The sequence below is a fragment of the Dapis purpurea BLCC-M126 genome, assembly GCF_050015975.1.
GTDB lineage: Bacteria > Cyanobacteriota > Cyanobacteriia > Cyanobacteriales > Microcoleaceae > Trichodesmium.
In genome coordinates this window covers 25,167-45,586 of record NZ_JBNHER010000314.1, presented here as the reverse complement: position 1 = coordinate 45,586, position 20,420 = coordinate 25,167, and the positions used below count along the sequence as shown (strand labels likewise).

Here is a 20,420-nt window from a genome sequence, read left to right as displayed (position 1 = left end):
AATCCAGTCAAGGAGAAAAAAAGTGCTAGGAGATTTTCTTATATTCAATTTCATTACGGTTTTCCTTGAGGTAATTATCAATTATCCAGTATCCATTAATTAACTGATCCTAATCTTTGATAAGGCCAAAAGCGAAATATTGCCCTACCTATAATATTTTTTCTAGGCAAAAAACCCCAAATATGAGAATCATTACTATTGTTACGATTATCTCCCATTACAAAATATTTATCTTCAGGAACTTGAACTGAAGTTAGTAAAGAATATTCAGGAGGTTCTGCAATATAATTTTCAGAAAGGGGTTGGTCATTTATATATACTAAACCATTCTCAATTCTAATAGTATCTCCTGGCAGACCTATAATTCGTTTGATAAAAGCTTGATTTTTGGTATAACCGTAGCGTTGTAACTGTTGTGGTGGTTCAAAGACGATGATATCACCTGTTACAGGTGGATGAAAATTATAAGATACTTTTTCTATGACTAGGCGATCGCCCACTTCTAAGGTTGGCATCATTGAATCTGATGGTATATATCTCGGTTCTGCAATTAATATTCTGACTAATAAAGATAAGGATAGAGCGATCGCCAAAACTTTAATATTTTCTTTTTGTTCCTGCCATATTTTTAACCACCAGGGAGTTTTCGAGTTAATTGTGATTGGTTGATTTAGGGATTCTTTTTCTGATGTCATTTCTATGGTTTTAATTTTTGATTATTTCTATTTTACAGGAAAACTCCTGGGAATTAGCATTTATATCATGTCCGGTAGCATCGGTATTGTAAAAGGGTAAGAATTTAGAATTCAGAATTCAGAATTCAGAAATTTGAGATGAAGGTTTTATTTAAGGGTATTAACCCTGAAAAAACTTAAATTTCCTGTAGATATTCACCCTTTGGTTTACACGCTCCGATACCAGCGGACATGATATTATATATTCAAGACTTTAGATATATGGTACTAGGGAAAAGAAATAGAAGAAATTATTGTCATAGTTTCCCCTATAAAAAAATAATTATGAACACTAAAGAAATAAGGCTAAATTCACTAAGTACAGAAGGGTTTAAAAGACTAAAACTAGCTTGAAATCGGTGGTAACTGCGTAATAATTCAGGTGAGAGCGATATAAATATCACCTGAATTATTACGTTTCAGAAGTATTATATGGAACCAATTAATCCTAAAAACCTAACCCCCATGCCCTAATTCCCTACAAGAGAATTAAGATTTCAAAGCCTCTCTGCTCGTAGAAGAGAGGTTTTTATGAGTTTACAAACAGCTTCTAAGATCCTAATTAAAAGTGTTATACTTAATATGATAGTAATTGAAAAAAATGACTACCCAACTCCCCAAAACCGACTCCCCAAAACGCCGTATCTTTTCTCAAGAGTCATGGGAACAAATATCTTCCCCAGAAGAGTTTGACCAATTAATACAAGTAGTTACCATAAAAGACTGGCTATCTTTTGCCATCTTGGGAGGTTTAGTATTAGTTGGTATTTTATGGAGTATTTTTGGCAAAATACCTATTACTGTAACTGGAAAAGGAGTATTAATTCGTCCTCGACAAGTAGTAGAATTTCAATCAGCAATTCAAGGTAATTTAGAATCTCTGGAAATTCGGGATGGAGAGTGTGTCAAAAAAGATGATGTACTGGCAACTATCGATCCATCTCAACTCAAAAAACAGTTAGAATTACAACAACAAAAATTAGTTCTTTTGCAAACTCAAGCATTAGATACTCAACAATTAGAAAGTCAACGGACTGAATTAGAAATAGATGGTTTGACGAGTAAAGCTGAAAGTTTAAGACAACGTTTGCAAGATACTCAAAATCTTACACCTACTCTACAAAATAATACTTTAAAAGCACTCCGGGAAAAACGTCAAACTTTAGAGCAACGTTTACAGGATATGCAAGCTGTTACTCCGATATTAAAAGAGGAAAAATTACAGGAAATTAATAAACAACGAACAAGTTTAGAAAAACGTTTGCGAGATGCTAAACAATTAACTCCTGAATTGAGGGATAAAAAATTACAAGCGATCGCCGAACAAAAAATCACCCTCCAGGAAAGGTTACAAAATGCCAAAAATTTAACTCCACTTTTGCGAGATAAAAATGAGTTGGCATTGCAACAACAACGAGAAAGTTTACAGCAACGTTTAAAAGATGCTCAAGAATTAGTTCCTATTTTTCAACAGAGACTAACACAACGCCAAGAATTATTTGCTGAAGGTGCTATTTCTCAAGATAATTTGTTACAAACAGAACAAGAATTTCGGCAAAATTTACAGTCTATTGCTCAAATTCAAGCTGAATTAAAACAATTAGAAGTACAGGAAGCAGAAACCACAGAAAAATATTTACAAAACTTCAGCAATATTAATGAAATTGAAGGTCAACTCAAAGACTTAGAAGTGGAAGAAGTAGAAACTAACCAGAGATATTTAGATAATATCAATACTATTAGAGAAATTGAAACTGAACTCCAAGCATTAGATTCACAAACAACTGAAACTTCTAAACAATTTCTGGATAATCTCAATCAAATTAATGAGATAAAAGTGCAGTTGCAGGAAGTTAAATTGCAAGAAACAGAAGCCCTGGAAAAATATTTAGCAAACCAAAATACAATTGCTCAATTAAAAGTAGATTTACAGGATTTAGATACCCAGAGAAAACGTTTGGAACAAGAGAATTTAGAAGCAGCTAATACCAGAAAAAATCTCATAGAAGACGTTAACCGAGAAATTGCTAAATTAGAAAAAGAAGTGGCTGATAATAGTAAAATTCTTAGTCCGGTAGATGGATGTATTCTGGAAATTCAAAGCACTGTCGGACAATATGTAAATCCTGGTACTTCTCTGGGTAAAATTAATGTTCAAGGAAGGTCATCTGAATTAGTAGCAGTTACTTATTTCCCTGTGAAAGATGGTAAGCGGATTAAACCCGATCTGGAAATTAATATTACTCCTGATACTGTGAAACGGGAAAGATTTGGCGGAATTATTGGAAATATTACTTCTATTTCTAATTTTCCTGTAACTAAAGAAGGTGCAAGTTTTGTAATAGGAAATCCTGAAATTGTCGAGAATATTATTGGGGAAAGTGGCGGGCAAATTGAAGCTTATGCTCAACTAAGAAAAGATGATAATACCTTCAGTGGTTATGAATGGTCTTCTTCAAACGGACCCCAACAAAAATTAACTGCGGGTACCACAATAACAACACGAGTAAAAGTGGAAGAAAGAGCGCCTATTACTTTTGTTTTGCCAATATTGAGAGAATGGAGCGGGATTTAATTAAATTCAAAAGTCAAAATTCAAAATTCAAAAGTAAGAATTATTCAATTCCAAAGTCAAAATTCAAAAGTCAAAAGTAAGAATTATTTAATTCCAAAGTGAGAATTTTTAGGTTTAAAGTTAAAAAGGAAAAGTTAAATAAATGAAAAATCATATACCTATTACTGAGAGAACTTTTGAATTTGCAGTTAGAATTACCAAACTTTGTAATCTTTTAGACCAGCAACCAGGAACACCTAGATTACTAGCTAATCAATTATTTAGGTCTGGAACATCAATTGGAGCTAATCTAGCAGAATCACAATCAGCTCAGAGTATTAAAGATTTTATTAGTAAGCAAGAAATATCTCTCAAAGAAGCAAGGGAAACTCGATATTGGTTAAGATTACTTATTGAAACTGATATGATAGAATCTGAAAGAATAGCCAAGCTTTTAGATGAATGCGAACAACTTATTAAAATTCTGGCTCAATCCATAGTTACTAGCAAAAAAAAGCTGAATAACTAACTTATTACTTTCAACTTAAAATTTATTACTTTTGAATTTTGAATTTTGACTTTTGAATTGATACATTCTTACTTTTGAATTTTGAATTTTGACTTTTGAATTGAAAATATGGCTGCCGAAGGAAAGGAAATTATTATTACTAAAAATCAACAACCAATGGTAAAATTAATATCTGCTAAACCTTAAACAAAACGACCTCCTTTGTTTGGTAGCGATCGCGACTGTATTTTTTGTCCTCTGCTTATTGGGAGTGCCAGGTCAGGTAGAAAAAAAAATGATTAACTGGCAAGGGTTGTTAGTTAATTTGCTGTAGCAAATAGGCCGTCAAAGCAGGAAGCAAAGGATTTTTGACATTTTTTCTCGGTGTGATTAGCTTGTAGGCTAAACGTCTCACCATTTAGCCGTGAGTATTAGAGATGATCTCCCTCTTCTTAATCTCCACCGCATCATGCCACCACGATACCCACCCACCAACCACTTCCTCTAGTTCGAGAAGGTCGAGTTCCATATATTCCTCCCCTATTCCACAGTCCTCGCGGGTTGCTGCAATTGTTGCAGGTTGTTTTTTACTGGGTTTTTTAGGTTGCGACATAGACAGATCCATAATGTTTGTTTTTTTGAATATTTTTTTTAATATAACCTTTTTTTCTTGATAATTTCTTTAAATTATTTATTTCTATTTAGGTCTAGTGGGGTGCGTTACGTTATCGCTAATGCACCAGCAACATCAAAAATGAAAATGGTGCGTTACGCTCTTAGAGTTCCGCTAATACACCCTACTGGACTACTTCTTTCGCGTTTTATATCAACTTAAAAATTCTAAATTCTGGCTTTTGAGTTTTGGCTTTTTAATTTAGAATTTTGACTTTTTTTAACTCTACTGAATAATAGGGAAAACGATTCACTGTAATAAAATCTATCGCTGTTTTGGCGGTCGCTGGAATTTCGATTTTGACAATTTTTCTACTAAAAAAGGTAAGGGAATTTGACCGGGGGATACCTTATATCATGTCCGATTGAATAGTTATAATTAAAGCTTGTAGTTGGGCTTTACCCCTATCTACAGTTCGGGCTAAAGCCCAACTACAAACAAAAAATTTTTTATCACTGATTATCCGGACATCATATATGTAACAGTATTTCTCTGGTCTCATGGCGGGTGAGGTTGAAATCTCTGTTATTGCACCGAGTCGTAATATGGTACGAATAATCTGCCTTGAATTCTCTTTTTGGTCTGCCCATGTCTTTTCAGTTATCAGTTATCAGTTATCAGTTAGTGAGAGTATTTGTCGTATTGGTCAACTCCTAAAACGACACTTTATGGGCTACTTTGTACCATCCACTAGTTTCCTATTCTGACTCCTGAGTCCTGTCTCCTGAGTCTTGTCTCCTGACTTCTCCTGTGCTATTGTATCAAATTAAATGGTGATAATTTCGGCACTTCATGCTTTCTATTCTCTGATGGTTGCTTTTGATAGCTAGCATAAAACCATCGAGTGTAGTAATTTTTTGTTTGTGACAACCCGCCATCGGCGACATACATTTTTTCATTTTGCCCACCCACTTATTTTTTTTCTTCTTCTTCTTTTTCTTCTTCTTCTTCTTTTTCTTTATATTTAGAAGGGTCAAAGAACTTCACTTTGCGATAGGGATTGGGGTCCTTCAACAGTAGTCGTGGGTCTTTTAGTTTCGTGGCCACTTCCTCGCGGTAAAGACCGCCGGTGCATGCCTCCAATTCTTCATCAGAGAGAGGAGAGAAAGTCTCTCTCTCCGAGGGTGTGGTGGAGGAATTCTTGTGGTGGGAGAAGCTGGAATTAGGGTTAGTTGCTATGTGAGTAGTGGTACAGTTCTTGTCGGCATACATTTCGTTGTTATTTGGCATTTTCATTTTGTTTTCTGTTTTCTGTTTTCTCTTTTTTTCTGTTTTCTGTTTTCTAATTACTTTTGGTGTCTGACATTTTAACACTTTAATGTAATTAAATAATTAAATTATTATTAAATTAATTAAGCCAGCTGACGACTAACCAACTTTCTAAACAACCCCTCCTCTTCCATCAACTCATCAAAACTCCCCTTCTGCACTACCCTTCCCTGAGACATCACATAAATAACATCCGCATTCCGAATGGTACTCAAACGATGAGCAATAACCACCCGCGTCACATTCAACTGCTCCAAACTCTCAGTCACGATCGCCTGAGTTTTATTATCCAAAGCACTCGTCGCTTCATCAAACAAAAGTATTTTCGGCTCCAATATCAACGCCCGCGCAATAAGCAACCTTTGTCGTTGTCCTCCCGAAAGATTACTACCTCCCTCACTCACCACCGTGTGCATTCCCATTGGCATTTCTTCAATATCATCTGCAAAACCTACTTTCTGAGCTGCTTCCCATGCTGTCTGTGGACTTACCAACTCACCACTACTGATATTTTCATAAATACTGCCTGTCATCACTTTCCCATTTTGCAGCACAACTCCTAATTGTTGTCTGACTGCTTCCAAGTCTAATTCAGCTAAATTTTTACCATCATAAAAAATGCTTCCTGTTTGCGGTTGCTCGAACCCCAATAACAGACGGAATAAGGTAGACTTACCGCTGCCAGAGGGACCAACAATGGCGACAAATTCTCCTGGTTTCACTTCTAAACTAATATTATGGAGTACGGTGGTGACATTAATTTCTGAGAGATTTTTATCGGCAGTTTCTGTTGTCAACTTAGACTTGTGATGATAACTAAAAGTGACATTTTCGACAGAAATACCACCTTGTAATTCTCCGGGGTGAGCCAAATTAGGATTATATTCAATGGGAGAATCTAAAATACTTTTTGCTCTTTCCCACAAAGGTACAATACCGATAACATCAGTAATAGTATTGCTCAAGGAAGTTACGCCACCAAGAAACACCCCCATCGCCGAATTAAAAGCAATAAATGTACCAATATTTAAACCAGGATTTCCTGTTTGTTGAGCCGAAATAATAATCTGAATGGTAAACCAATAAATCAGAAGAGAAGTCACCAGCGAGACTATTTCATTAATCACAGAAATAATATCGTTAATCTGAAAAATTCGATTATTAAGTTGAATTTGAGGTTGATATTTTTTACCCCAAACGGCAAAAGCTCTAACTTCAGCAGCAGTAACTCGTAATTTTTGAATGCCGTTTATTAGTTGTACCGTTAAACCTTGAATTTTCCCACTCAGCTTTTCTTGTTCCCGTTCAAAGCGAATTAATATGATGCCGAAAATCAAGGTGATGAGGAAAGAAATCAAACCAACAATTAGAACAATTAAGGCTAACTTTCGGCTATAGAAAAACATTAAACCCAAGTTTAAGAGGGAAAATATACCAGTAAAAATCGTTGTAATAACGGCACTATTAACCAAATTACTAATCTGACTAATCGCAGCAATCCTAGTTAATAAGTCTCCCGTACTAAATTCTCGGAAAAAAATTGGATTTAGCCGAAAGAGGCGGTCATAAATTCCAGATTGTAAATTAATTTCCATTCCCTGAGAAACTTTGATAGACATTATTCCTTGGAGCAAATTAAATAAAGATTTACCCACAGTAACCGCAAGTAAACCCAATCCTATTTGCCATAATAATAATTTGTCACTGTCAGGAATCGCATTATTAACAAGAATGGCACTTGCTTGAGGAGTAATCATTCCCATCAGACTGATTATTGTGCCTAAAATCATGGTTTTAATTCCATCCCATTCATAACTTTTGATAGCAAATAAAAATATCTCCCAAACATTTTTTACTTGGAAAGGGAAAGGGCGATAAAAAGTAAATGCTGTTGATGATAAAGTAGCAGCAACATTTTGATTTATGGGAATGGAAGTTTGAGTTTTTGGGTTATAGAGAAGGTAGTTATTTTTGTGGGGTAATAAAGCAACGGGTATATTTTCTGATTCTAACCAACCTAACAAAGCACCAGAATTTTTTTTCCACCATTTATCTCGTAATTTTACTGTCCGTATTCGACATCGGGAAGCTTTAACAATCTCTTGTAAATCTTGTTGATAATCGGCAGGAGATTTTTTTTCTGGGGGGATATTTTGGAAGTTTTTTGTCTGTGTAGATGGTGGTTTAATTTCTATTTGGTTGGCACGACCTATTGCTCCGACTGCTATTAATAATAAGTCATTAAAATTAGAGGTTATTGAGTTAGTTGTTTCTCGATCGTATAAGACAGAAACAAAATTTTGCATGGTTTCTGCTTGACTGCGTTGATTATAGGTTTTGAGTTGTTTAGAATTGAATATTTCTGTTTGTTCTTCTGCCAAAATAACTTCGTGCAGATAATTACAAAAATTATTGTTAATTGTGACGACTTGGGAGAAATTAGGATGTTCAGATATTGAGTCAACAGATTCATCTACAAATTCATAGTTTTGACTTTTGACTTTTGACTTTTGAATTTCCCACAGGTGGTTTAACCATTTTTCTACTAAAGAAGGGATAGACAAATTATTCAAATCTTCAGTTAAGTCTATATTGGTAAGATTAATCTGAATTAGTTCGGCTTTTTCCAAAGAAATTCCCAATAATTTGCCTTGAGTCTGAGCATCGCAATTAAAAATTAACTCTCCCGGTTTAACTGTAAATAAATAATCACGATTTCCGATTAATTCTCCCGCTGATTCCAGAGAATAAAATATTTCTACTTCCCCAGATTTTACTAACCAGATAATTTGGGGAGATTCAAAAATTATAGGTTGATTACCTTCTAGGAAATAATGTTCTCCTTTATTTTCTAAATCTGCCAATAAACGAGCAGAAAAAACAGAATTTCCAGAAAGATTTTCCTCTCGTATTTCTCCATTTATTTCTGACACCCAATTCTCTTCTTCATTCATTCTAACTCCTGTAGGGGCGAATGGCCATTCGCCCCTACGACTCCTGACTTCTTCTTCATTCTGACTCCTGACTCCTGACTCCTGACTCCTTCTTCCTCCTTCTTCCCCCATTCTGACTCCTGACTCCTGACTCCTGACTCCTTCTTTCTCTGACTCCTGACTCCTTTCTTCTACCTCTAATAATTCACGATAATAAATACCCTCATTCCAAAGTTGTTGATGATTACCTCTTTCTAATACTTTTCCTTCTTTTAAAACCAGAATCTCATCACAATCTCGAATTGTACTTAAACGGTGTGCGACAACAATACAAGCACAACCTCGACGACGTAAATTACGATCGATAATTCTTTCCGTTTCCGCATCTAAACTACTCGTTGCTTCATCTAAAATTAAAATCCGAGGATTATTTATCAACGCCCTAGCAATTTCCAAACGTTGTCTTTGCCCTCCCGATAAATTTACCCCACCTTCCAACAAATTAGCATCATAACCACCAGTTAAAGTCATAATAAATTCGTGAATATTTGCATCCTTACAAGCTTGAATTAAAGCAGAATTACTAATCGTTGGATTCCATAAAGTTAAATTTTCTCGAATTGTTCCTTCAAATAAAAATATATCTTGCGCCACCATTGCTACAGACTTTGTTAAAACCGAGCGAGGAATTTCTTGACGGCTCACATCGTCAAATAAAATTTCTCCTAATTTAGGTTTATATAAACCGCAAACTAAATTAGCAATAGTTGATTTACCAGATCCACTTTTTCCTACCAAAGCAACTCTTGAACCAGGCTTAATTAACAAATTAAAATTTTCGATTAATGGAGGTTTTAAAGGATTATAACCAAAGGTAATATTTATAAATTCGACTTTTCCTTTTAAGAAGAATGTAGGGACGTTTTGCTGCGCAACATGAAACGCATTTTTGTTATGCAACGTCCGTACAGAGGAATCAAGTATTGGTTTTTCCACCTCATTTTCCTCTTCAAAAACAGAATTTTCTACTGCTTCAGTAATTTCAATATCTTCATCAACAGGATGATCTAAAACATCATCAAGACGTTCCAAATTTGCTTCCAACTCTTGTAAACTACTGCCAAAATTGATTAATTCCCCCAGAGGGTTTAAAAAACCAGAAGCTACAGTTTGAAATGCCACTAACATCCCAATACTCATTTCCCCCGCCATTACTTTTAACCCTCCTAATACCAAAATTATTGTCGAAGAAAGAGTGCTTAAAAATGTTGGTAAAAGAGTTAAAGTCTGGGTTTGGATATTTAATCTTTGTTCCTCATTCATCACCTGAGAATATATTCCCAAAATCCGCGCAAAAATATAAGATTCTAAACCCCCCGCCTTCAGACTTTCAATTGCTCCTAAACTCCCTAAAAGATAACCAGATAATTTTCCTCTTTTTTCGCTCAAGTTTAAAGTTGCTTCAATCCTAAATTGTCGGAGCCAATATAATGCTGCTACATTAATCAAACCAAAAAATATAGTAATTCCCGCTAAAATTCCATTATAAAAACTCATTAAAATAGCATAAAATACTAACATTATCACATCAATTAAAGTATTTGCCACCCGACTCAATAGTTGCACAGTTTGGTCATTCAACGCAGCACGAGAACTAATATCTCCAGCAAATCTTTGAGCATAAAATTTCATTGGCAACCTCAGCAGATGCCACATAAACTGACTATTCATCGTAATAGAAAGTTTAATAATTAGCTTCCGCAAGAAAATATATTGCATCCTGGCAATAGTAAATTGCAGAATAGTTGTTACTGCCATTCCTAACAATAAAGGGCGGAGCCAATCTTGAAAACCCTCCACTAAAATTTGGTCAACAAAAACCAAACTAAAAGCCGGAATAATTAAGCGAATTAAACTGAGGAAAAAACCAACTATCAAAGTAAAGGCAAGAGCAGTTTTCGAGTTTTGTAACCGAACTGCTAAATAAGCAATAAAATTTCTTTTTTTTCCTCCTTTAACAAACTCTTCTCCTGGTTCCATCTGCAAAACAATACCACTGTAAGATTTTGCAAATTCTTCTTTACTAACTTTGCGCCTACCCAATGCTGGATCATTCAGATAGGCAAATTTTTTATCAAAACCTTCTACTACCAAAAAATGATTAAATTTCCAAAAAATAATTACAGGTAGATCGGTATTTTCTAAGAATTCAACTGTACTTTTGCCACCCCTAGCTTCCAAACCATATTCTCTTGCCGTTCTCACAATTTGACCAGCATTAGTACCATCTCGACTAACACCACATTTACCGCGCAACTCCATTAAAGGAACTTCACGTCCATAATATTTCAGAATAATACCCAAAGATGCGGCACCACATTCTGTAGCTTCTCTTTGTAAAAAAGGTTTGGTTTTTACTCTCATTTTTATTATTAAGAAGGAGGAAGTTAAGAAGGAAAAAGTAAGAAGGTTTTTGTATTTACAGCGGTTTTCATAATTAGTAGACTATAGTAGAGAGATTGGATACAACCTCTCTACTAGGTTATCATTTTTTTAATGTGGTTCATTAACCTGAAAACTGCTGTAGGAAATAAGGAATAAATATTAAAATAATATCATGTCTGTTGGTAGCATTTGTGTAAAATTTGATAAAATGCTTACCATTATTAATTTTTTTACTTTATAATAATGCTTAAAATCCAAAGAGTAAAAATAAAATGCCTTACAGCGATTTTACATTACCCAAAATTCAACAAGAATTTTCCTTAACAATCAATGAACAAGTCGATTTTTTTGCCAATAATTCCGAAGTTAAATCAAGCGAATTTTTAAAACAAACATTACAAAATAACTTGCCATTAGCTTTAGCTATTAATACAGAAAAAGCCCGTTCAGAAATGATAATTGCCCCGATTTTAATAGAATTAAGAAAAATCCTGAATAATCAAATTAGCCTCTTTTCCGGAACAGAATTTAATGTTGATAATACCAGAGGATTAAACGGTACTTGTGACTTTCTAATTAGTCTCGATCCAGAACAACTATTTATAAAATCTCCAGTTTTTGCCATTGTCGAAGCTAAAAAAGAAAACTTAAATGCTGGATTAGGGCAATGTCTGGCAGAAATGATTGCCGGACAAATATTTAATCAACAACAAGGCAATCAAATTTCTACTATTTATGGGGTTGTTACTACAGGAAATATTTGGAAATTCTTACAATTAGAAAATACGGTAGTTCACATCGATCTAACAGAATATGTTGTTAATAACTTAGAGAAAATTTTAGGAATTTTATCTCTAGGAATTAATAGATATCTGCAGAAGGGAGTAGGGAGTAGGGAGTAGGCAATAGGTAATAGGTAATAGGAAAAAAGAATTGATATCTAATTCGATAATTGATTTGATTTTTTATTTCTGGAAATGTCTAATAGTAATTTTTCACCTATCACTTCCTGATAACTGATAACTGATAACTGAAATGACTGAACCTCGCCCTGGATATACTCTACCTGTATTTGCTTGTGCTGCTGCTGTAGCTGCTCTCCGTTGGATACGTCAAAATATCTCGTCTTTGTCTACCGTATCAATTAATTTACTAGAACCAGCAGAAATTGTCGATATCCCTGTCGAACAGGTGGCTTTACTGAAAAGTAATACTGCCTTAGCTATTACTCGTTCCGATCCTGGTAATAATCTCGACCTAACTCAGAATACTCCTATTTGGGCTATGGTAGAATTGGCCACAGTTTCCCCAACTGATGCTTCAGAACAAATTGTAGTTATGGGAGGAGCAGGAATTGGACATAATATTCATTCTGGGGAAGTAGCTATCTATAGTTATGCGCGACGACTACTGCAAGAAAATCTTCAAGCCTTGCTCAACCAAAATGAACAAGTTAAAATCACTATCATTTTACCAGAAGGTCGTCAATTAGCAACTCGGACTTCTAATTCTGCTTTTGGTATAGTTGAAGGTCTTTCTTTGTTAGGAACTACCGGGGTTTCTCAACCTTTGAGCTTGCCTGGACAACTTGAAGCTTACCAGGAAGAACTACAACAGAAGGCAGTGCAATTTAATAGTTTGGTGTTTTGTGTCGGCGAAAATGGTTTAGATATAGCAAGGAAAATGGGAATACCGTCACAGCAAATCCTCAAAACAGCTAACTGGTTAGGCCCAATGTTGGTGGCTGCTGCTATTGCCGGAGTAGAATCTATTTTATTATTAGGTTATCATGGCAAATTAATTAAATTGGCTGGGGGAATTTTTCATACTCATCACCATCTAGCTGACGGACGATTAGAAATTCTGACAGCTCACTGTGCAAATATAGGTCTGCCCACTTCTGTGCTACAAGAAATTTTTGCTTGTAATACTGCTGAGGATGCTTTAAAACTCTTGCGGAACTTAGATATAAATGACGAAAATGACTGGGTGAGTAGGGTGTATGGGGCGATCGCCTCGAAAATTGAGCAACGTTGCCAAGCTTATATTTTTAATCATAGTCAAAAGCAGGTCCAAGTAGCTTCGATGCTGTTTGACCGCGATCGGAAAATTTTCTATAAAACTGAAGTCGCTGATACAGTTTTTGCTCAAATTTGTTATGCTATTAACAATACCCTGAGCTAGAGTTAGGGTATTTTATGAGGAATTAATAATAGCCTATGGGGATAGAAAACATTATTAATAATTGTTTTATGTTCTTAACTAGAATTGTTACCTGTGTATTATAGATGATTATTCTCTAGTTAAAATATCAAAACATTTTTCATATTCCATTCCCAAATTTTGCTAAAAACTCAGTTAATAAACTGATCCCCATTATTAATTGACTCCAATTAACTTGTTAGTTCTCAGGTTATCGGTAATTCTAGTATACAAACTTTTGTGTAAATAAAGAAAAACTTAATTTTATCTCAAAAGTGTGGAGAAACAAATTTTCCTCACAATAAAACTACTTATACGCCGATAAGCTGAAGCTAACAAGTCAAAATCCAGGAAAATTAAACTCACCAGTCTAGTATAATAGCATATTAACCGTGACTCTAACAACACAGACAGAAAAAAGTTCAGATTCTCTGACTCAGTTTAACCGTCAAATGATCGTGATTCTGGACTTTGGTTCTCAATATTCAGAACTAATTGCCCGCCGAATTCGGGAAACTCAAGTATATTCGGAGGTTATTTCCTACCGCACAACTGCTGAAAAACTGGCAGCTCTAAATCCCAGGGGAATCATTCTTTCTGGAGGGCCTAATTCTGTTTACGATGAAGGGGCACCTCATTGCGATCCGGAAATTTGGAATTTGGGAATACCCATTTTGGGTGTATGCTACGGTATGCAATTAATGGTACAACAACTTGGCGGAGAAGTCAAACGCGCTCAGTTAGCTGAATATGGTAAAGCATCTCTATCAATAGACGATCCTACAGATTTGCTGACGAATGTAGAAGAAGGCACAACTATGTGGATGAGTCATGGAGATTCTGTTACCAAAATGCCTTCTGGTTTTGAAGTATTAGCTCATACAGATAATACTCCTTGTGCAGCGATCGCTGACCATGAGAAAAAGCTCTATGGTACTCAGTTTCACCCAGAGGTAGTTCACTCTATTGGCGGTCAAGCTTTGATTCGGAATTTTGTCTACCATATCTGCAAGTGCGAACCAACTTGGACGACAGCAGCTTTTGTGGAAGAAGCAATTCGAGAAATTAGAGCTAAAGTAGGGGATAAACGAGTATTATTAGCTCTATCTGGAGGAGTTGATTCTTCAACTTTAGCGTTTTTGCTCCATAAGGCGATAGGCGATCGAGTAACTTGTATGTTTATCGATCAAGGGTTTATGCGGAAGTATGAACCGGAGAACTTAGTAAAAATATTTCACGAATCTTTTCATATATCAGTTGAATATGTGAATGCCCGCGAGCGCTTCTTAGATAAACTCAAAGGAGTCACTGATCCAGAACAAAAACGCAAATTAATCGGACATGAATTTATCCAAGTATTTGAAGAAGAATCAAAACGTTTAGGACCTTTTGATTATCTTGCTCAAGGTACTCTTTATCCAGACGTGATCGAATCTGCTAACACTAATGTTGACCCCAAGACTGGGGAGCGAGTAGCAGTAAAAATTAAGAGTCATCATAATGTTGGCGGTTTGCCCAAAGATTTGAGATTTAAGTTAGTCGAACCTCTGCGGAAACTTTTTAAGGATGAAGTCAGAAAGGTAGCGCGTTCCATTGGTTTACCAGAAGAAATTGTCCGACGACATCCTTTTCCCGGTCCAGGATTAGCAATTCGGATTTTAGGGGAAGTTACAGACGAACGGTTGAAAATATTACGGGATGCTGATTTTGTGGTGCGGGATGAAATCAACAAGCAAGGAATGTATCACGATTTTTGGCAAGCGTTTGCGGTGTTGTTGCCTATTCGGAGTGTGGGGGTAATGGGAGACCAACGTACTTATGCTTACCCTATTGTTTTGCGGTTTGTTTCTAGTGAAGATGGGATGACTGCAGATTGGTCTCGTGCGCCTTACGATTTGTTGGAAAGTATTTCTAACCGTATTGTGAATGAGGTTAAGGGTGTTAACCGGGTGGTGTATGATATTACTTCTAAGCCTCCTGGAACTATTGAATGGGAGTAGCTCGTAGTAGGGCTTTAGCCCATCAAATATCTATCTTCGGGCTAAAGCCCTACTACAAACGAAAATTGCTCGGTTTTTGATGAAACCTGTCGGCGATATGGCTGCACGGAGCGTGGCGCAGGCAAGTTCAATTCATAAACGATTCGCACTGATAACTGATAACTGAAAAGAGAATGGGAAATTCCCCTCTCTTCAATCGTTTCCATGACTTTTTAGCTTTTAGTTTTTCTTTTGCTGCCTAGCATTACACCACCTAATGTGATAAAACCTAACATTAGGCTTGGTTCGGGGGTGGCGGCACTCTGGATGTCAGTCTTTTGGAAAATAAAAGTATCCAAAGCACTCTGAGCGGCAATATCATATTCAAATGTAGCAGCAGCAATTGCGGTTGATGAAGTAATTCCAAGGAAACCATTACCATTTCGAGTTACTGATTCAATCAAGTTTCCATCAACATCAAAAACACTAAACGTTACATCACCATTGGTAATAACTTCACCGCCTACTGCAAAAGCTTGAGATGGACTAACAAAGCCATTAGCTGTTTGTGGATCGACAAAAAAAGCTCCCAATGCTGGCGTAAAGGAGGGGAAATTTCCAACAAGCACAGCATCAGTTCCACCACTCCCTGTACCAGGTATATTGTCATTAGCTAAAGGAACACCTAATTCAGAAGCTCCTTCTGCAAAGACTACACCCAGGTTTGCATAGACTTGTTGAAATGAGTCATTGGGGTCAAATGTTCCAGCTTGAACATCTGAAAATGTTGGACCTTGACCAAAAGAACCAGAAGAAGTCTCTGTAAATGAGATAACTGTTGGAGAACTCACGAATGAGTTGAAATCGTTAATATCTGTGAAAGACGCTGCACCTGCTGGGTTCTGCATCAATCCCCAAAAGCTACTACCACAGATAATTCCGAAACTTGCTGCAAGGTATTTATTCAGGCTGAAAGTTGGTTGATCGGCAGTTCTAAATTTCATTCTTTAAGTTTTGTATTTAATAAAACGTTACAATCCTAATGTAAATCCACCCCCCCTAGTGTCAAGCGGGTTTCGCCAACTTCATCAACTCTTCATAAAACCAGTGAAATTCCCTAAATCTTTACTGAATCTTCATAAAACTACGGATGTATTTGTGGTATTTTATGTAAATTTCCTGATTTTTGGCTTTGCACTTTGTCATGGGGTAGCGATCGCCCCCGTAGATCCGATAGATAAAAGTCGGGCTTTATATATTCTGCTCGGTGATCGAACATGACATTATTTGTGTTATCTTCACTTATTAACCAGACTTGTCTCACTTTTTTTTACTGATTTAAACTTAAAATAAATTTGTATAGATAAATCTGTTGATAACACCTTTTTAACTTAACCTTAATCTTTGTGGAAAAATCTGTGGAAAACTATATTTTAATTGTGGAAAACTTTGCTTTTTCAACAACCAAGAATGTGGAAAACTTCACTTTTTCAACAATCAATAATTTTGTCATTTTATATTTTGTTTAACTAATTGACTAATATTTTTTTATATGATATGGAATACTTCTGGCTTTGGAGTGTTATAAGAAACCGGGTTTATGGAAGGTAGATTTTAGTATGGTGGGGCATTTGATACAAACCCGGTTTCTCGATTTGATTCTTATTATTCCCACTCCCCTATTCCCTACTCCCTACTCCCTACTCCCTAATCAAAAGAAATATGTTCTGATTTATAAGTAGGAGGTTCAACATGAATCATTATTCTAGCAGGATAAAACCTTTCTTGTAGACGTGCTTCTACCTCTTCAGTAATTTGATGAGCATTTTTTACATCATCACTATTAACAATGAGGTGCATTTCAATAAATACCTGACGCCCAATAACTCCACGAGAAGCAATATCGTGACAGTTAACTACTCCTGGAACTTCCATAGCGATCGCATGAATAGCTTCTGGTGCAACTGCCATATAGTCTACCAACCAAGGCAAATTTTCTTTCAAAACTTCCCAAGCACTATGAAATACTAATAAAGCAACTGGAAAAGCTAAAATTACATCTAACCAAAGGAAAATAGGTAAATTAAATTTATTTCCTTGCCAAACACCAATTAATCCTGCAATTACTATTACTGTCACCCAAATATCACTCATGGTATGATGAGAGTCAGCAATCAAAATGCTACTACCAATTTTTTGTCCTACGCGACGTTCATAAAATGCCACAAAAATATTAATTCCTAGCACAATTAATAATATCCATAGCGCAAGTGGGGAAATATCAACTTCTTGAGTACCTCCGATTATTCTTTCTATCGCCCCACTCAAAATTTCAAAACAAGCAATACCCAAGAATGCAGCAATACCTAAAGCACCAATAGCATCAAATTTTTGGTGTCCGTAGGGATATTCGCGGTCAGGTTCGGGGGAAGCAAGATGATTTGTGACTAATCCTAAAATATTATTAGCACTATCAGTAACACTATGTAAAGCATCTGCAAGTAAGCTCAGGGAACCTGTCGAAAATGCTATTGTTGCTTTAATTAGCATCACTAATAAATTGAGTAGTAAAGTGATGATTAAGACTTTGCGGACTTGTTTACGGTTATCGGTAGACATGATCAGCAATTGATAATGGATAATTGATAATTAGAGTATTATAAAGTTAGCAGTAGGGTGCGTTTTGCTGCGCAACATGAAAAGGCGCTTACAAAAAAATACCGTTGAACTCTTAAGTATGATATTGCGCCGTAACGCACCATTGAGTAGTTTTTAGGAGCTAAAATGGTACGTTACGACTACTGTACTACTAATTGCAACTAACTTCTGTTTAAATCTTTGTAATAAAGTAGCAACTTGTTGACCAACTCTTCCTAAACCAACAATTACAATATGGTGTTGGGTAGGGATAGGATTTATTCTCGTAATATCATGTCCGGTTGAATAGTTATAATTATAGCGGTTTTCACAAAGGTAGACTACAAAACTTCTTCCTTCTTCCTTCTTCCTTTAAACCTAAATCTCTGTACTCTATATTAATGAAAATTGCTATAAAGTTCGTAGTAGGGCTTCAGCCCTAAGTATATATCGGGCTGAAGCCCTACTACAAACAAAAACTTTTTTATCACTGATTATCCGGACATGATATAAACTTAAATTTTGTACTTAATAATCTTTCTGTAATTAAACCATTGAGCAAGGCGACAAAAATAATTCCGATTAATGTTGTGATTACAGCGCTTTTCAGTTGAGTAGACTAGATATCCATAATAGAATAGATATATGTTGAGTGGCACTACCACTTTTTTCCCAGGTCATATCATGTCCACTGGTATCGTTTGTGTAAACCCAAGTGTGAATATTTACAAGAAATTTAAGTTTTTTCAGGCTTTTAAGCCTTCTCTCCTAGATAACTAAAACCTTCTCTCATAGATAACTAAAACCTTAACCTTCTTCCTTCTTCCTTACCCTTACCTTATAATACCGATGCTACCGGACATGATATCACGCTTTGGGCTAGCAAAAAAGCAAGCATATTGCGCACGAAAACCCAACTTATATCATGTCCGGTTGAACAGTGATAATTAAAGCTCGTAGTAGGGCTTTAGCCCTAAGATAGGTATTTATCGGGCTAAAGCCCTACTACAAACAAAAACTTTTTTATCACTAATTATCCGGACATGATATTACACTAAGACTTCCACCAGTTGTAGAAAATAAATTCTGACTCCTGACTCCTTTCTAATGATGATGATGGTGGTGGTGATCGTGATGATGATGGTTGTGAGAATGTCCATGCTCCCCATCATGACTATGACTATGAGTTGACTTTGCTTGTGCTACTGCCAAAGAAGGATTAACAGCTAAAGCATTTTCGCTCAATAATTCCTCAATATAAAGGTTAGCCCACTCCGCAGCCATCTGCAAAAATTCTGGGCGGTCATTTACACAAGGCATTTGACGATAAGTTACTTCTGGATTTTGACGACGCAAACCTTCAATAATATGTTCCACATCTAATAATGTTTCGTGGTTTTCTGTAGCAAAACCAATAGGCATAAATACAATAGATGTTGCACCTAATTCTATGAGATTTTTTGCTGCAGTTTTAGCATCTGGTTGAGTCCATTCAATGAGTGGAGTATCGTGGTTTAACCAACCTACAGAAATTAAAGGAAAACGATTAATTAAACGTTCCCGCACTAACTCATAAAGTGTTTGACTTTCATCAATTCCAGAAGTAAAACCTTTGGCTTTGTGAGGGCAACCATGATTAGTTAAAACAATGCCAATTTGAGATGGTAAATGAGCAACTGCTAAATCATTAGCAACTTGTTCTTCTACCATTTTTGCCATTAAGTCAATATAATCAGGTTCGTTATAAAAAGAAGGAATATAACGTTGACCTTTAACCCAATGTTCGGTTTTATCTGCTAATTTTACCAATGCTTTATTAACTTGTTCGACGGCAATTCCACTGGTGAAAATAGAGTCAACAACTAGCAAAGGATAAATCAATAATTTATCAAATCCTTCAGATTTAATTTGTGTTAATACTTGTTCTGGTAAGTGAGGAGCGCAAAAGTTAAAAGCTTTAAATACTTTGACGCGATCGCCCCATTTCACTTGGAGATTTTTTTCAATTCCCGCTCTTTGACTTTCAAAAATAGCATTATGAGGAGAGATGAAGTTACCATGTTGATGACTCCATTCATGCAAATCAAAAATAGCTAATAATTTTGCTAAAGGAGGATATATCCAGGTAGGAACAGGAGCAAATTTAGCAGTTAGTAAATTTAATGCTTGTTCGTTATAATTTGCAAAATCTTCATAACTTTCTACTTCGCCATATCCCATTAATAATACTGCTACTCTGTCTTGACTGGGAGATGCAGAATTTGTTGAATTTTGAATTTTTTCTGGAGTTGTAACCACGTTTTTCTCCTCTAGTTATGTTTATTAATTAACTCGATTAAAGAAGGTGCAACAGAAATAATTTATCGGCTTATACTTGTTCAAAAAGCAAGTATAAAAATACTTTTTTTTAAGAACAGATTTTATCGAAATTTGATGGGAAAACAATCAAACATTTTTGTTAAATCTGTCCCTAACGGAAGTCAGAA

At 35.7% G+C, this 20,420-nt stretch carries 14 protein-coding genes; 6 read left to right on the top strand and 8 right to left on the bottom strand.

The features are described from left to right. Positions 1-95: 95 nt before the first annotated feature. Positions 96-695, bottom strand: a complete 600-nt coding sequence (lepB, locus tag ACP6PL_RS28600; RefSeq protein WP_426548738.1) for a signal peptidase I — start codon at positions 693-695, stop codon at positions 96-98. Positions 696-1,335: 640 nt separating this feature from the next. Here lepB and ACP6PL_RS28595 point away from each other — a divergent pair. Together ACP6PL_RS28595 and ACP6PL_RS28590 are read left to right on the top strand one after the other, a co-directional pair. Next, positions 1,336-3,309: an NHLP bacteriocin system secretion protein gene (locus ACP6PL_RS28595; RefSeq protein WP_426548737.1), complete on the top strand. Its 1,974-nt coding sequence runs from the start codon at positions 1,336-1,338 to the stop codon at positions 3,307-3,309. Between the two features lie 142 nt (positions 3,310-3,451). Continuing rightward, positions 3,452-3,817, top strand: a complete 366-nt coding sequence (locus tag ACP6PL_RS28590; protein ID WP_426548736.1) for a four helix bundle protein — start codon at positions 3,452-3,454, stop codon at positions 3,815-3,817. 397 nt (positions 3,818-4,214) lie between these two features. Here ACP6PL_RS28590 and ACP6PL_RS28585 read toward each other — a convergent pair whose 3' ends face one another. The 4 genes from ACP6PL_RS28585 to ACP6PL_RS28570 form a co-directional block, all read right to left on the bottom strand. After that, positions 4,215-4,421 carry a hypothetical protein gene (locus ACP6PL_RS28585; RefSeq protein WP_426548735.1) on the bottom strand — a complete coding sequence of 69 codons (207 nt, stop codon included), beginning with the start codon at positions 4,419-4,421 and terminating at the stop codon, positions 4,215-4,217. A gap of 801 nt (positions 4,422-5,222) precedes the next feature. Then, entirely contained in the window at positions 5,223-5,381 is a 159-nt protein-coding gene (locus tag ACP6PL_RS28580; RefSeq protein ID WP_426548733.1) for a hypothetical protein, read from the bottom strand. Next, positions 5,382-5,783 carry a hypothetical protein gene (locus tag ACP6PL_RS28575; RefSeq protein ID WP_426548732.1) on the bottom strand — a complete coding sequence of 134 codons (402 nt, stop codon included), beginning with the start codon at positions 5,781-5,783 and terminating at the stop codon, positions 5,382-5,384. It abuts the gene before it with no gap. Between the two features lie 38 nt (positions 5,784-5,821). After that, positions 5,822-11,095: an NHLP family bacteriocin export ABC transporter peptidase/permease/ATPase subunit gene (locus ACP6PL_RS28570; protein ID WP_426548731.1), complete on the bottom strand. Its 5,274-nt coding sequence runs from the start codon at positions 11,093-11,095 to the stop codon at positions 5,822-5,824. Positions 11,096-11,388: 293 nt separating this feature from the next. On the opposite strand from ACP6PL_RS28570, the gene ACP6PL_RS28565 reads away from it, so the two are divergent. The 3 genes from ACP6PL_RS28565 (at position 11,389) to guaA (ending at position 15,318) form a co-directional block, all read left to right on the top strand. Continuing rightward, entirely contained in the window at positions 11,389-12,018 is a 630-nt protein-coding gene (locus ACP6PL_RS28565) for a hypothetical protein (RefSeq protein WP_426548730.1), read from the top strand. Between the two features lie 133 nt (positions 12,019-12,151). Further along, complete coding sequence (gene cbiD, locus ACP6PL_RS28560; RefSeq protein ID WP_426548729.1) at positions 12,152-13,300, top strand: cobalt-precorrin-5B (C(1))-methyltransferase CbiD; 1,149 nt, start codon at positions 12,152-12,154, stop codon at positions 13,298-13,300. Between the two features lie 470 nt (positions 13,301-13,770). Continuing rightward, a complete protein-coding gene (guaA, locus tag ACP6PL_RS28555; protein WP_426548819.1) occupies positions 13,771-15,318 on the top strand; it encodes a glutamine-hydrolyzing GMP synthase in 1,548 nt (515 codons plus the stop codon). A gap of 212 nt (positions 15,319-15,530) precedes the next feature. On the opposite strand, the gene ACP6PL_RS28550 is transcribed toward guaA, so the two are convergent. Continuing rightward, positions 15,531-16,301 carry a PEP-CTERM sorting domain-containing protein gene (locus tag ACP6PL_RS28550; RefSeq protein ID WP_426548728.1) on the bottom strand — a complete coding sequence of 257 codons (771 nt, stop codon included), beginning with the start codon at positions 16,299-16,301 and terminating at the stop codon, positions 15,531-15,533. A gap of 103 nt (positions 16,302-16,404) precedes the next feature. Here ACP6PL_RS28550 and ACP6PL_RS28545 point away from each other — a divergent pair, with 103 nt between their 5' ends. Then, positions 16,405-16,578: a hypothetical protein gene (locus tag ACP6PL_RS28545; protein ID WP_426548727.1), complete on the top strand. Its 174-nt coding sequence runs from the start codon at positions 16,405-16,407 to the stop codon at positions 16,576-16,578. A gap of 426 nt (positions 16,579-17,004) precedes the next feature. Here the strand turns inward: ACP6PL_RS28545 and cdf31 are convergent, their stop codons facing one another. Continuing rightward, positions 17,005-17,916 carry a CDF family zinc efflux transporter Cdf31 gene (gene cdf31 / locus ACP6PL_RS28540; protein ID WP_426548726.1) on the bottom strand — a complete coding sequence of 304 codons (912 nt, stop codon included), beginning with the start codon at positions 17,914-17,916 and terminating at the stop codon, positions 17,005-17,007. 1,122 nt (positions 17,917-19,038) lie between these two features. Continuing rightward, positions 19,039-20,232 (bottom strand): ferrochelatase, encoded by a 1,194-nt coding sequence (locus tag ACP6PL_RS28535; RefSeq protein WP_426548725.1) that lies wholly within the window; start codon positions 20,230-20,232, stop codon positions 19,039-19,041. Positions 20,233-20,420 lie beyond the last annotated feature (188 nt).

Bases quoted from the DNA above. Each gene is read 5' to 3' on its own strand.
- ACP6PL_RS28570 (WP_426548731.1), bottom strand. From the start codon at position 11,095: ATGAGAGTAAAAACCAAACCTTTTTTACAAAGAGAAGCTACAGAATGT.
- ACP6PL_RS28565 (WP_426548730.1), top strand. From the start codon at position 11,389: ATGCCTTACAGCGATTTTACATTACCCAAAATTCAACAAGAATTTTCC.
- ACP6PL_RS28550 (WP_426548728.1), bottom strand. From the start codon at position 16,301: ATGAAATTTAGAACTGCCGATCAACCAACTTTCAGCCTGAATAAATAC.
- cdf31 (WP_426548726.1), bottom strand. From the start codon at position 17,916: ATGTCTACCGATAACCGTAAACAAGTCCGCAAAGTCTTAATCATCACT.
- guaA (WP_426548819.1), top strand. From the start codon at position 13,771: ATGATCGTGATTCTGGACTTTGGTTCTCAATATTCAGAACTAATTGCC.
- ACP6PL_RS28595 (WP_426548737.1), top strand. From the start codon at position 1,336: ATGACTACCCAACTCCCCAAAACCGACTCCCCAAAACGCCGTATCTTT.
- lepB (WP_426548738.1), bottom strand. From the start codon at position 695: ATGACATCAGAAAAAGAATCCCTAAATCAACCAATCACAATTAACTCG.
- ACP6PL_RS28585 (WP_426548735.1), bottom strand. From the start codon at position 4,421: ATGGATCTGTCTATGTCGCAACCTAAAAAACCCAGTAAAAAACAACCT.
- cbiD (WP_426548729.1), top strand. From the start codon at position 12,152: ATGACTGAACCTCGCCCTGGATATACTCTACCTGTATTTGCTTGTGCT.
- ACP6PL_RS28590 (WP_426548736.1), top strand. From the start codon at position 3,452: ATGAAAAATCATATACCTATTACTGAGAGAACTTTTGAATTTGCAGTT.